This window comes from Bacillus sp. 3103sda1, assembly GCF_024159135.1.
GTDB classification, from domain to species: Bacteria; Bacillota; Bacilli; order Bacillales; family Bacillaceae_G; genus Bacillus_A; species Bacillus_A rhizoplanae.
The window spans coordinates 2,377,898-2,391,274 of record NZ_JAMYWS010000001.1; the positions used below are offsets into that span (position 1 = coordinate 2,377,898).

General features: G+C 36.4%; 9 protein-coding genes and 1 pseudogene. 3 read left to right on the forward strand and 7 right to left on the reverse strand.

Annotation, left to right across the window (positions count from 1 at the left end):
• Window positions 1–208 precede the first annotated feature (208 nt).
• Together NKR74_RS11785 and NKR74_RS11790 are read left to right on the forward strand one after the other, a co-directional pair.
• Window positions 209–1,408 (forward strand): LL-diaminopimelate aminotransferase, encoded by a 1,200-nt coding sequence (locus tag NKR74_RS11785; RefSeq protein ID WP_098308598.1) that lies wholly within the window; start codon window positions 209–211, stop codon window positions 1,406–1,408.
• Between the two features lie 145 nt (window positions 1,409–1,553).
• Window positions 1,554–1,964 carry a 3-hydroxyacyl-ACP dehydratase FabZ family protein gene (locus NKR74_RS11790; protein WP_098308600.1) on the forward strand — a complete coding sequence of 137 codons (411 nt, stop codon included), beginning with the start codon at window positions 1,554–1,556 and terminating at the stop codon, window positions 1,962–1,964.
• Between the two features lie 204 nt (window positions 1,965–2,168).
• Here NKR74_RS11790 and NKR74_RS11795 read toward each other — a convergent pair whose 3' ends face one another.
• Genes NKR74_RS11795 through NKR74_RS11805 form a run of 3 tightly spaced genes read right to left on the reverse strand, consistent with a single transcriptional unit; the run spans window position 2,169 to window position 6,069 of the window.
• Window positions 2,169–3,374 (reverse strand): Ger(x)C family spore germination protein, encoded by a 1,206-nt coding sequence (locus NKR74_RS11795; RefSeq protein WP_098308602.1) that lies wholly within the window; start codon window positions 3,372–3,374, stop codon window positions 2,169–2,171.
• Entirely contained in the window at window positions 3,358–4,461 is a 1,104-nt protein-coding gene (locus tag NKR74_RS11800) for a spore germination protein (protein ID WP_098308604.1), read from the reverse strand. The genes NKR74_RS11795 and NKR74_RS11800 overlap by 17 nt, the downstream gene beginning before the upstream one ends.
• Window positions 4,462–4,488: 27 nt before the next feature.
• A complete protein-coding gene (locus NKR74_RS11805) occupies window positions 4,489–6,069 on the reverse strand; it encodes a spore germination protein (RefSeq protein WP_098308606.1) in 1,581 nt (526 codons plus the stop codon).
• 639 nt (window positions 6,070–6,708) lie between these two features.
• Here NKR74_RS11805 and NKR74_RS11810 point away from each other — a divergent pair.
• Window positions 6,709–6,984 (forward strand): DUF2071 domain-containing protein, encoded by a 276-nt coding sequence (locus NKR74_RS11810; RefSeq protein ID WP_098308608.1) that lies wholly within the window; start codon window positions 6,709–6,711, stop codon window positions 6,982–6,984.
• Window positions 6,985–7,108: 124 nt separating this feature from the next.
• Here NKR74_RS11810 and NKR74_RS23935 read toward each other — a convergent pair whose 3' ends face one another.
• From NKR74_RS23935 to NKR74_RS11825, 4 genes and pseudogenes are all read right to left on the reverse strand, one after another.
• Complete coding sequence (locus NKR74_RS23935; protein ID WP_255258115.1) at window positions 7,109–7,237, reverse strand: hypothetical protein; 129 nt, start codon at window positions 7,235–7,237, stop codon at window positions 7,109–7,111.
• Between the two features lie 208 nt (window positions 7,238–7,445).
• Window positions 7,446–9,794 carry an RNA polymerase recycling motor HelD gene (helD, locus tag NKR74_RS11815; RefSeq protein ID WP_253629666.1) on the reverse strand — a complete coding sequence of 783 codons (2,349 nt, stop codon included), beginning with the start codon at window positions 9,792–9,794 and terminating at the stop codon, window positions 7,446–7,448.
• Window positions 9,795–10,127: 333 nt separating this feature from the next.
• The gene (locus NKR74_RS11820) at window positions 10,128–11,870 is read right to left on the reverse strand and encodes an ABC transporter ATP-binding protein (RefSeq protein ID WP_253629667.1); all 1,743 of its coding nucleotides are present in this window, start codon (window positions 11,868–11,870) and stop codon (window positions 10,128–10,130) included.
• Between the two features lie 769 nt (window positions 11,871–12,639).
• Window positions 12,640–13,319, reverse strand: a pseudogene (locus tag NKR74_RS11825) (DUF6022 family protein).
• Window positions 13,320–13,377: the final 58 nt, after the last annotated feature.

A 13,377-nucleotide genomic window follows, 5' to 3' on the forward strand; every position in this document is an offset into this window, starting at 1 on the left:
GTGTAAATTTTAGAGGGGGTTATATTATTTTTTTATTATTATTTATAAAAATAATACAGTGAATGAAATTTTGTTTTAATTGCTAGTTTTGTATTTTCGTAAAAAAATGTTAAAATGTAAATATGTGTGTTTTCAGAAAAGTAAAAGAATATGAATACTAAAAACAAAGTTTAATGAAAATAGTAGTATTTTTTAGGAGGGGTTATACATGAAGTACACGCTAGCAACAAGAATGAAAGCATTCCAATCCTCAATTTTTAGTGAATTAGCAGCCTATAAAAAAGAGAAAATTGCAGAAGGTCATGAAATTATTGATTTAAGTATCGGAAATCCAGATATGCCTCCGGCTGATATTGTACGAGAAGCACTAGTAAGTGCAACAAATGAAAAAAAGAATTATGGATATACATTGACAGGTACACAAGAATTTCACAATGCTGTGACAGAATATTATGAGATTAATCACCATGTCGCTTTAAATGCTGATAACGAAGTATTATTATTAATGGGATCACAAGACGGACTTGTTCATTTACCGATGGCTTTTGCTAATCCAGATGATATTATCCTTGTTCCAGATCCAGGTTATACGGCATATGCAACAGGACTTGCAATGGCAGGTGCAACTCCGTATTTTATGCCATTAAAAAAAGAAAATGCTTTTCTTCCTGATTTACATACGATTCCGAAAGAAGTTGCCGAAAAAGCAAAAATGATGATATTAAACTTTCCTGGTAATCCTGTACCGGCAATGGCAACAGAATCATTTTTTACTGATGTTATTGCTTTTGCAAAAGAATACAATATTATTGTCGTTCATGACTTTGCTTACTCTGAATTTTATTATGATGGACAAAAGCCTATTAGCTTCCTATCCGTTCCGGGTTCAAAAGATGTTGGTGTCGAAATCAACTCTCTATCTAAAAGTTATAGCTTAGCTGGTAGTCGTATTGGCTATATGATTGGAAATAAAGAGATTGTAGAAACACTTAAACAATTTAAATCAAACATCGATTACGGTGTCTTTCTTCCAATTCAAAAAGCCGCAACTGTTGCTTTACGAGAAGGTGCTTCATATTGCGCAGCAAACCGGACGATCTATCAAAAACGAAGAGATACATTTATTGATGGACTAGCTGAAGCAGGCTGGCATGTTGAAAAACCAGCTGGAAGTATGTTCATATGGGCAGAAATTCCAAAAGGTTGGATTTCTTTAGAATTTGCATACGCATTGATTGATCGTGCCAATGTCGTTGTCACACCTGGTCATGCATTTGGCCCGCATGGAGAAGGCTTTGTTCGCATTGCCCTTGTTCAAAATGAAGAAAAGTTAAAACAAGTAGTTAACAACATTAAAAATAGTGGTATTTTTTCTAGTGAGGGTGCAGCCGATTTAGTAAGAAATTAATTACCTTCCCCCTGCTCTCTTTTTCGAAGCAGGGGTTTATTTTTTATAAAAGGAATAAAGGAAATCATGCCATAGCTGATACAGTTACCCTCCTCTTATCTTGACTTAGAAACTACACTTATAATATATAATCAGGAGGTAACGTATGAACAAAGTTAACATTCAAAGTGTACTGCCGCACCGATATCCTTTTTTAATGGTTGATCATATCGTTGAAATGGAATCTGGCAAGTCGGTAAAAGGTTATAAAAATGTAAGTTGCAATGAATGGTTTATAACAGAATCACAAACGACAATGCCACACACGTTAATTATTGAAGCAATTGCACAACTCGGAGCATTTGTCAGCCTGGAAAATACTGTTGGGTTAGGATTTCTCTCATCACTAGAAGGAGTAGAATTTTTAGGATCCGCTCAGCCTGGTGATCGATTAGACCTATATTATGAAGTTATTCGAAATAAACGTGGATTTATTCTCGGAAAAGGTCATGCCGCTGTAAATGGAAAGACAATTGTCAACGTAGATAAATTGTTAGTGTATATGGAGTCTGTGTAACAATAGAGCTAAAATCCCAATTTATAAAAGTTAGAACAGTGATGTTTACATTCACTGTTCTTTTCTGTTTTTAAAAAGAGAAATAGTCTCCCAAAAGGTTGTTAATCCTAATGTTTACTAATGTTGATTTTAATTGATTTTTTGCAAAGCCTTACTTCTCTTAACATGAATAGATAAAAAACTATTGAGTAAGGAATCTCACTTTTAAGACCCTTCCGCGCCATAATCCTTAATAGTTAATTTTACGCTATATTTAATTGGAACCTCACTAAATGTTTTATCCCAATCTTTTTTAACCTTTTCCCACGTTTTAGGATACTCAATTTTTAATCTGTTTCCGAATCCAGCAACGTCGACCTGATATTCTTTTTGAATTTTTTTCAGTGTATGCTTCACTAGTCGATCTACTTCTTGCGTAGCGGCTTTTTCTGCCCTTTTTATAAACTGATTTTTAAAAGGTGTACCCGAAGCAACCCAGTTTTCAGATATCCGTCCCTCTGATTCCATGTTTACATCAAAAGAGATTTTGTTTCCTTTAACGTGAGGGGTAATCGTACTTTTCATAGATGCGACCTCATACATAATCAGCTGTCCTGTTTTTTTATCAACACCTTTCACCAAACCACCTTTCCCCTTTCCAGATATCCATGTTAAGCCTTCCAATTCCTTTTCACTCAAAAAGCCACGCAATTTTTTTGTTTTTCCTTTAATGATCGCAGCTCCCGAAAATTTCACTTCCCCATCTGACGAAACCACATTTTGCAACAGAAAACTGGATTCTGATTGCATTTTGCCTGGTAATTTAGCAAGCGGAACAGGAGGTAAAATCCTTGATGTTCTGTATTGATTATCTGCAATTCCAAATAAACGAAGCGCCGGAATTTCTCCTGGCTCATCTGTTTCTAGCGTCTTGCTGGCTCGCCCCTTGCTAATTAACATGAGGCAGCTCGGTCGAATCTCATTATCACGAAGATAAACATCAAGTAACTTTTTCAAACTAAACGTGCGTGCGAGATCAGCACTAATAACCATCACTTTCGTGTGGTGAAAAATTACAGGCCGATCTCTTCTTAATGAAACTTCACGAATCATTTGGTGGAGAGAATCTCCGGTTTCAGAAACATTCTTGTAAGATTTTTGTTGCGATGATCCAGCCTTCCCTCCTCCACTTGATGATTGCGGTTCAACGAATTGATAGGTCGATGTTATAATATTCTTCTTCGGATACCCCCCGCCTTGTTTTTGTAGTTTTTTCTCAACAGTCGACTCCTTTCCTTTATCAAATGCCAAACCTACCTCGAAACCCAACTCTTCAATTTCATGGCTGCTCCAGCACCCTGTAAGAGATAGAAGTAAAAGAACCAACGGTAAAATCAGGAGGAACCGTACATGATTAAGAATTTGTTTCATTCTTTCTCTTCCTCCATCTGAAGATTATGAGAAGAAGCAGTGGCAATGCACCGAATAAAAACAAAGCAGCATTACCAATCATATCCCCCAATTTAAATAGATCATTGGTATTTTTAGGAGTGATGGAAATGATGTAAACGATCGGAAGTAACCCATACATAAACGAATGAATATTCTTTTTAAAGAGTTGAGCCAGCCCCAAAGCAGCAGCATAATAGCAGATTGTATAGGTTGAAAAGATTTGCATAATCCATATTACAAGTAATAAAGATTCGAAACGTTCAAATATTAAGCCGGGAATTTCAAAACTTCGCATGAGATCAATCGTTGGCCATGTTCTCGTTATCACTCCATCGACGGATAATGCTCCGATAACCATCACAACTGTAATAACATAAAAAATTAAAGGAATGAGAGTTCCAACTAAAACAACCTTGCCAGCCTTGTTTGGCTCTTGCATGAACGCCAAAAGGAGCAACATAATTTCAAATCCTGAATATGCGAGAGTTGTTGTTTTTATCCCTTTTAGCACTGGCATAATTCCTAATCCTAATACCGGACGAAGATTATCTATCTCAAATATTCCAATACTCATAAAGGCAGTCAACAAAAAAAGGAAGACCGTAATTGGGAATATAATTTCAAACAGACGAGCCATTGGGTTTATGCCGCCTAACATCAAATAAAGACTCGTCCACATAAATGTCATGATAATAGCCCAGCCAGGAGTTCCTTCCAGTAAAAAAAAACTCGTTACTTCTTCTAGCACTCTGACTTCAAATGAAGAAAGGATAAAAAAGTAACCTATTATAAATAGACTCAATAACCCACCTACCCATTTTCCTACAATGTCTTGGCTGTATTGATAAAATGTTTTTTCGGGAAACTGCTGGCTTAATTTGACCATAATCAATCCTGCAATCATCGCAATTATCCCGCCTAAAATAACAGTTATCCAAACATCTGGTGTCTTCACTTTCTCCCCAGCTGTTCTAGGCAAGGTGAGAATGCCTGCTGCAAGTACATAATTAATAAGAATAACAGCTGCTTGTGACGTCTTAATTTGATCTTTAGGTTTAGTAATCATCACTGGTCACTTCCTTTTTAAAGTAAGCTATCCTTTTCGTATGGGGTCTTTCGGATTTAGCATCTTCGGACGACGTTTCATCATTTGAAATGGCATGCGAACCAAAAAGTCTTTCCAATCACTTAATCGATAAGGAACAGCCGGACTGACATAAGGTACGCCAAAACTCTTTAGTTTCACCATATGACTGCATAAGAAGAGGGAAAACAGAATGACCCCGTACAATCCAAACATGGCAGCGCAAAACATGGCTACAAAGCGAAGAATGCGCAGTGGAATCGCTGTACTATAAGGTGAGAGAGCAAATGAGGAAATGGCAGTTGCAGCTACTACGATTACCATCATGGGACTAACAATCCCTGCTTCTACCGAAGCCTGTCCAATGATTAGTCCGCCGACGATCCCCATCGCCGAGCCAATTGGTTTTGGTAAACGTAGTCCGGCTTCCCGTAAAATTTCGATAGCTACTTCCATAAGCAATGCTTCTATAATTGCAGGAAACGGCACACCTTCCCGTCCTCCTATGATGGAAACGGCTAGCTTGGTCGGAATCAATCCAGGGTGAAACGAGATAAAGGAAATATACAAGGCAGGTGTAAAAAGAGAAATGATTGCTGCTCCAAAGCGTAATAGGCGGATGAGCGTGCCAGGAATCCAACGTTCATAATAATCTTCGGGCGATTGCATCATCATACTAAATGTAACTGGAACGATCAAAGCAAAAGGTGTCCCGTCCAATAAAATCGCAACCCGACCTTCCATTAGTGCGGCGATAACGCGATCAGGACGCTCCGTACTCTGCGCTTGCGCAAAAGGACTGAAATAATTATCTTCGATGAGCTGCTCTACATAGCCTGATTCCAGTACATTATCAATATCAATTTTCTGAATTTTCCTCTTAACTTCTTCTACTAATGCCGAGTCAGCAATTTCTTTCATATAAACAACGGCTAGTTCTTTTTTTGCCCGCTTTCCTACTTGAAACTTTATTAATGATAGGCCTTCATTTTCACCATGACGTCGCAAAAGAGCGGTATTATCGCTTAAAATTTCTGTGAAGCCTACTCGTGGACCTCTAACCGATACTTCTGATATCGGTTCTTCGATATTCCGCGTTCTCCCTTTTATTGTATCAAGAATTAATATACCTAATGATCCATCAATCAAAAGTGCCGTTGAACCTGTCAACACTTTTGACATTAAATCTTTTATATCATGAACTTCTTTTACTTCACTAATGGGAAGGATTTGTTCTTTAATAAACTCTTTCGAAACTGTACCTTTCATATAAGATGAATCCTGTTTGTATTCTTCATAAAAATCAAGCATCAATGATTTCATAATGTGTGTGTCGATGAGCTCTTTGTCCGACAGACCCTCCACAAAAATGATTGCCGCCTGAATACCTGTACGCCCAATGTTAAACTCCCGAAAGTGTACATCTGAGTTATAACTAATTTCTTTCTTTACAAGTTCCAAATCTGCGGTGAAATCGCCTGTAAAATGTTCTGTTGAGTCCTGAAAAGACCTAACTTCCTGCTTATCTTCATATGTATTGGTTGTTTTCTTCATTTGTTTGATCTTTGATTTCTGCTCACTCATTCCCATCACTCTTTCTCTTTGAAAACTTAATGTACATCCAGCAACCTAGTACCATGCTTTCTATAGTATTCAATCGTGTAAATTAAACAGTTCACAACTATAATCATTTCCTAAAAAAAGAAATTTATGTTATTACATATAATCAATTTTTCATTGGATAAAAGCTATTGCAATAGCGAAATCGAGTTCAAGATAGAAGAAACGTCTGTGGTTTTACGGAGATTGATAAACGCGTTCATTTAATCAATTGAGTTAAGCGTTTAAAAATATCTAATATTTGGAGTATCCGTTTGGATTAAAATCTTCGCAGGAGAATAGATTAGAAGAATAGATTAGAAGAATAGATTAGGAGAAGATATTGAAATTGGTATAAAGGTTGCTCTTATTTCTATTAATGGTGACAGAAATGAGGATGGTAACGCTCGCTTTAAGCACATCTAAAATCATATTCATCAAAATAAAAACTAGCGACACAGATAAAGTTCAACTAATTGGGCTTATGACAGCAGTTATTCTCATCTATCTTTTTTGTTTTCTTAGAATCTTATATCGGGATCTTACTTCTCGTTAATGTGGGGGTAAAAAATTGGGCCATTTCATTCTTAAAACTCAAACTAGGTATATATAAATAAAAGAGATCATTTTATGAATTTAATGAATGAAATCAATCACTGCCCTATTCTAGGTGAAACTTTACGGCCACATACTCCTTCTTCCTTACAAATTGACACCTTTAATGGATATGCTTGGTTAGGAATGGTTGTATTTGTTATGGAGGGAGTGTATGCTCGTAAATTTCCATATGTAGCATTGTTGTCTAAATTTCCAGAAATCAATGTATGTACATACGTTCAATACGATGATAAACCCGATGCTTTTTTACGTCTGTTGATATGGAAGGTTAGGCCTCATATACAATAGAGAGGACATGGTTCGATTTTCCATATCACTCCATACAAATTTATTTTTCAAAAAGAAGGACAAATTTTTCATTGCAAAAGTATTCACTACATCTGATATTTGCTCTTCAATATAACAATCCACTTCATTCCTCATCCTCTAACGAATGAATCCAACTAAAAATTTTTGAAATTACATACGGAATGAAAAATACGATAAAAGCTTGCCCGAAAACTTTCCACTCTGGAAGATAGGAAACAATCATTTTCCACATTTTAATCATCCTATATCAGCAGTTGACACCGCGACTTTTTACTCTAATCGGAATTTCTTACCTATTATTATGTCTTATGTGCGGAAATTTCATCCCCAAAAACACGCCATTTGTTATGAATGAAACACAATGTAACTGTTCCGCTGTCATAAAAAAATGTAAGCTAAACAGAGATCATGCTATAAATCATGACCTCTGTTTATGTGGTTTATTTATCCTGCGTATAAGTATTTGCCTCGACTGTTGATAAAAATGGGCTGATTTTATTTAAATAATAAATATATAACTCGTGCATAGCACGTGTACAAGCTGTATAGAAAAGTTTACGTTCACTTTCTCTTCTATATTGTTTATGTGAAGCATTATAAATAATAACCGCATCAAACTCTACACCTTTCGCTAAATAAGAAGGTACGATAAGTATCCCCGAACTAAACGAAGCTGTTTCTTTTTCAATAAGGTGAATTTGTATATATTGCTGCAGTATGTCATATGCTGCTTTACTTTCTTGAGCAGTTTTACAAATAACTGCTATCGTTTTGTGACCATTTTCTTTCAAATTTTTAATCCGACTTACAATTTTCTGATGCAGTTCCTCTTCGGTGTCTACTACTGTTATAACTGGTTTGCTTCCCTCACGTTGAAAAGGTTCAATAGAATCTCCCCCTGAAATAAGTTGCCGCGTAAATTCAATAATTTGTTTCGTCGAACGATAACTACGGGTAAGTTCAATGCGTTCACTTTTTTCTTCTCCATATAAAGCATATAGTTGCGAAAATCCATTTTCAGTCGCATGTGCATGTATTGTTTGATTAAAATCACCAAGTATCGTCATTTTACTATGTGGAAATAATTGCTTCAAAAAGGTAAATTGAAAATCTGAATAATCTTGAGCTTCATCAATAAATATATGCTCTACAGATGTACTTCTTTGTAAATCCTCCAGCTGATCTTTTATATATAAATAAGGTGTCGCATCCTCATATGCCATATAAAAGCGCTGTATACGTTCTGCCGTTTCTTCACATATTTCTTTCCAATTTGGTGGTAGGCTATTACTATCTGTAAATTGCTTTGCAAACAACGAATCTGTAAACAACTGTAAATAAATTGCAGGCGTATTAATGAATTGAAGTCTCTTCACACGTTTACGAAGTGGTTTAAAGCGGGCGTTCACAATCATTGCAGCTAACATTTGTTGTTCACGTTCAAAATCATCAAATGTATTATCACCATACTGTTTTTCTTGTTGAAGTTTCTTATGAACTTTAGCATACATTTCTTTATCTAACAGTTGTATTTCTTCTTCAACCCAAAGTTCTTTTCGTTCTAGCCGCTCTCTTTTCTTTAGTTCTTTTAATAACCACTCAGAAATTAACTTTATTCGATTCGGAATTCTCATAGAAACAGGAAAAGAATAAAATTTCTCTTTTATTGCTTCCTTCGACATTAATAAGTTTCCGCGAAATTTAACATCTTTAAAAATCATTCCATCTTGTCTCAAATACGTCACATAGTTATCTACAACCTTCACGAAAAGTGCACTTGCTTTATATCGAATTCCTTGCATACGTACTGAGTATTCTCGTTCTTCTATCTCTGAAAGTACATATTCCATTTGTGTGAACGGATCTTCTACATCAAAACTCTTATCTATATGCTCCTCTAAATATTCTTGAAATGTTGTCTGTTTCATATTTTCTTCTCCTAATTCAGGAAGAACAGTCGAAATATAACTATTAAACATTGAATTAGGAGAAAAAAGAATAATTTGATCCGCATGTAATGTATTTCGATATCGATATAGTAAATAAGCCACACGCTGCAATGCAGCAGATGTTTTTCCGCTTCCTGCTGCTCCTTGCACAATAAGTAAACGACTCGTTTCGTTACGAATAATTAGATTTTGTTCTTTCTGAATCGTAGCAACGATACTTTTCATTTGTGTATTCGCATTCTTCCCTAACACTTCTTGTAATAATGCATCACCAATCGTTACTCCTGTATCAAACATACTCTCCATTTGACTGTTACGAATGATGAATTGTCTCTTTAAAGTGATTTCTCCTGTAATAATTTCATTTTGCACCTTATACACGGCCGCTCCCAACGAGTAATCATAATATAGACTGGATATAGGTGCTCTCCAATCATATACAAGAAATTGTTCTGTGCTTTCATCAAAAAAAGAATGCATCCCAAGATAAATCTGATCAGTACTTCTTTCACTTTCTTCTAAAAAATCAATTCTCCCAAAATACGGAGATTGCTCTAGTCGTTTTAGCATCTTAAGCTGCCTATCTGCATGATAATGACTGCGCTCTCTTTCAGATAACAACTCTACTTGTTGCTTTATACTCGCTGCAGTTTCAACAGCCTCTTCAGCATTATCGAAGTTAACTGTTACATCATTCCAAAAGTCTTTTCGAATATTGACTACCTCTTTTTTCCCGCTACTCACATATTGCTGAAGAACATCTATCTCCTCTTTAATTTTCTTTATTACTTCCTCTACTCGTTGCTGTTCTCTCTTCCATTCTTGCTCATACTGTTCCATATTGTCACTCCTTATCGAGAAAAATAATTTGACCAAAAGTTTGACAAACACAGTTGTTTTTTGATAAAATTATATTGGGTAATTATCGAAATAAAACCAGCATTACCCTATGGTCATTTTTTCATTTTAACATATACATCTTTCTTAATTCAACGAAAATAGATATAGTTATCAAACAATTTCACTCTCTATGAGAGAACTAAATAAAATTCTAGACATTTTACACATTAAATAGATTGCACCAAATAAAAAGTCGATTTTCTTTACAGGAAATCGACTTTTTATTACTTTTTTCTATAGTCTAAAACATTTTTTAATGAGACAGTAAATAGATTATAATGTTAATTCGAATTGCTTGGCGTACAAGTTTGCATACACCCCATTGTTTGCAAGTAACGCATCGTGTGTACCTTGTTCCACAATGCCATCCTTCGTTACTACGATAATTCGTTGGGCATTTCGAATAGTGGAAAGACGATGGGCAATTACGATCGTTGTACGCCCTTTTGCTAACAGTTCAAGCGATGCTTTGATGATGTTTTCGCTCTCATTATCTAGTGCGCTTGTTGCCTCATCTAAAATGAGGATTGGTGGATTCTTTAGAAAAACTCGCGCTATGCTTACCCTTTGTTTTTGACCGCCAGAAAGTTTAACACCTCGTTGTCCAATCTCGGAATGGTAGCCGTTTGGCAAGTTCATGATAAAGTCATGGGCATTTGCATGCTTGGCTGCATTCATTATTTCTTCATCACTGGCTGCTGGATTGCCGTATCGAATATTTTCCATTACCGTTCCTGCGAAGAGATAAACATCTTGCTGTACTATTCCAATACTTTTTCTTAAGGACTGTAGGTCGATATGGCGAACGTTAATACCGTCTACTAACACATCCCCCTCCGTCACATCATAAAAGCGAGGGATGAGTGAGCATAACGTCGTTTTCCCCACGCCGGACGGACCAACTATCGCCACGAACTCCCCTGGGTGTATTTGAAGTGACATATTTACCAGGACATCGGTCAAATGGTCTTCGTAACGGAAGGAAACCTGCTTAAACTCAACTTCACCGTGAACTGCTTGCAGAGTCACTGCATTCGGATTATTTTCGATTGCCGGCTTCAAATTCATGATTTCCATAAAGCGCTGAAAACCGGTAATTCCTTCTTGAAATAGCGTATTCATTTGAGTCAGTTTTTGAATTGGCTCAATCATAAAATTTATATACAGTAGAAACGTAATCAAATCCGCTAAATCTAACGTATTGTTGACGATTTTGGCACTTCCAAAAATGACCACTGTAATTGTAATCAGTTGGATAAAAGTTTGTACTCCGTTGTAAAAGTTCGCTTCTGTCTTGTAGAATTTTTTTCTACTATTAAGGAACCGTTTATTTTCCCGGTTAAACTTTTCGATTTCAACGTGCTCGTTGGCGAACGATTTTACTACGCGGATTCCTGCTAGACTATCCTCTACCTGTGCGTTTATATATCCTATTCGTTCTTTGTTTCTTCTTAATGCCCTATTCACGAGCCTGTTAAAATATAAAGAAAAGACACCTAACACTGGCAAAAAGCAGAAAACGACAATCGTTAATGGAGCGTTAATAAAGAATAAAATGAAAAACGCTCCTACAAAGCGAACTATATATTTCACATAATCTTCAGGACCGTGATGATAAAATTCAGAAATCATTAGCAGGTCGTTTGTTATCCGAGACATGAGCTGGCCTGTCTTTTCCTTGTCGTAAAAACTAAAAGAAAGCTTTTGCATGTGTGCAAACAGCTCACTACGCATATCACTTTCCATCCGCGCACCTACTTCATGACCTTTATAGTCCACAAAGTAGTTCCCTATGTTTTGAACTGCGACCAAGACAAGCATCAGCCCGCCGATCCATAATACTTTACTTAGCGCGGTTGACAAGTCCCCTTCAAGAACGTCCTTCGTAATATACCGAACAAGTAAAGGAAACACCAAAGACACTGAAGATACGATTAAGGCGCATGCCAATATAGTTAAAAACAGCTTTAAATACGGTTTGTAGTAGGAGAAAAATTTTTTAACTGGAAAACTCATAATTTACCCCTTTTTAGTGTTTTTGGAATGACACATATAAGGGAGTACGGCGTTTACATTTAAGAAAGTGTTTCACCCTTATATGTTTGTACGGTTTGAATCTTCACGTTTTTCATGTAAATTACCTCCTTGTTCTTTGATATTATCATTGTAAATTGTTTACTAATTATTGAACAGAATATTTTATTAATTTTCCATAATTGAAATAAATAAGAATACAAAAAAAGATAAGCCACTTCCGATAACACTTGATTATGTAAATATGAATACCCTTCAGAATTGACCTGGATGGTATTTTTGTGGATTCTTAGATATATGGACTACTGATAAGTGATGTTATGATTACTAAATCAAATACAAAATGTATATAGAACATTATCTTTTTTTCTATTTTATTTAGTGGAGCAAAAAGTCTCTCTTAATTCAAGAATCGGGTCAGATTGTTGAAGACCCTGTGTTTAAGTTTTGACCTTTTACTTGAAAAAGGAACGACAAGGGTCACAGCTTTTTGACTAAAGTGTACTTCAAGAAAAATAAGCAAAAACCTCCAGATATCAGTACGTCAAGGAGGAGAAGATACCCGGGGGAAAGGATACAATTTTAGGTAGAACCAATAATCGTGTGCCCAAGCGCAATCTACTCACAGAGATGATTTTTGCAGATAAGCAAGACTATACGGAGAGTTCGTTTTTATTGATTGAAGCAACGACTAAGTTTTTAATTCTCATGGTACTACCTCTTAGAAAGTCGTTAACTACTGTGATTATCTTCATGTCTTCTCTCTTCCGAAAACAGGACGTTTAAAGAATGCGATTAGACGTCCCTGATAGGGAACGACTGACGTTAGTTCCCAGTTATTGCGTCCCCAAAGAGAAAGAGCGTGATCAAACATTCCCTCGCTCATTTCGGGGTTATCGATTTCAAGATAATCCCCCAATCCGACCTCAACACTGTATTCCCAACCAGGGTCCTTTTGTTCGCCACTGTCAATTTTTTCGCTTAAAAATGTACCAGTAAATTCGTTATATTTGGTGATACGGGTGGAAGCGCGCGAAAATGCCTCGACAATCTCGCTTCTTTCCGTCTTCTCAAGTGCTATAATATCCGGTGAACGGGGTATACGAAACTGAGTATGATCGTGAAAGACACGGGTGACCAAGCTTCCCATCAGAGTACCGTCGGCCCCCAATACTCTACGGAAGAAGCCAAATGGTCCGACTCCAAGACAAACCCTTCACGCTCAATTTCTTTGATCAAAGGTCCGAACAACTTACGTCCGAAGACACCGTAAGCAAATTCCCCTGACTTATCAAATGCATCCTGAAACTCCAATTGATTTTCCTGCAATACGGATTTCCAATTATTACGGGTATATTGGTTCATGTAATTTGCAAGCGTATGAATCGTAATCTCTTTTTCTTGCGTAAGAACTTCTTTCAGTGAATTCATAAAAAACACCTTTCAGTTTATTTTCCCACTCATATAAGACATTTCCGCGCCTAACGAC

What these genes read in the sequence shown, in the direction of transcription:
- NKR74_RS11785 (WP_098308598.1), top strand. Translation starts at nt 209, where the DNA reads ATGAAGTACACGCTAGCAACAAGAATGAAAGCATTCCAATCCTCAATT.
- NKR74_RS11790 (WP_098308600.1), top strand. Translation starts at nt 1,554, where the DNA reads ATGAACAAAGTTAACATTCAAAGTGTACTGCCGCACCGATATCCTTTT.
- NKR74_RS11795 (WP_098308602.1), bottom strand. Translation starts at nt 3,374, where the DNA reads ATGAAACAAATTCTTAATCATGTACGGTTCCTCCTGATTTTACCGTTG.
- NKR74_RS11800 (WP_098308604.1), bottom strand. Translation starts at nt 4,461, where the DNA reads ATGATTACTAAACCTAAAGATCAAATTAAGACGTCACAAGCAGCTGTT.
- NKR74_RS11805 (WP_098308606.1), bottom strand. Translation starts at nt 6,069, where the DNA reads ATGGGAATGAGTGAGCAGAAATCAAAGATCAAACAAATGAAGAAAACA.
- NKR74_RS11810 (WP_098308608.1), top strand. Translation starts at nt 6,709, where the DNA reads ATGAATTTAATGAATGAAATCAATCACTGCCCTATTCTAGGTGAAACT.
- NKR74_RS23935 (WP_255258115.1), bottom strand. Translation starts at nt 7,237, where the DNA reads ATGTGGAAAATGATTGTTTCCTATCTTCCAGAGTGGAAAGTTTTCGGG.
- helD (WP_253629666.1), bottom strand. Translation starts at nt 9,794, where the DNA reads ATGGAACAGTATGAGCAAGAATGGAAGAGAGAACAGCAACGAGTAGAG.
- NKR74_RS11820 (WP_253629667.1), bottom strand. Translation starts at nt 11,870, where the DNA reads ATGAGTTTTCCAGTTAAAAAATTTTTCTCCTACTACAAACCGTATTTA.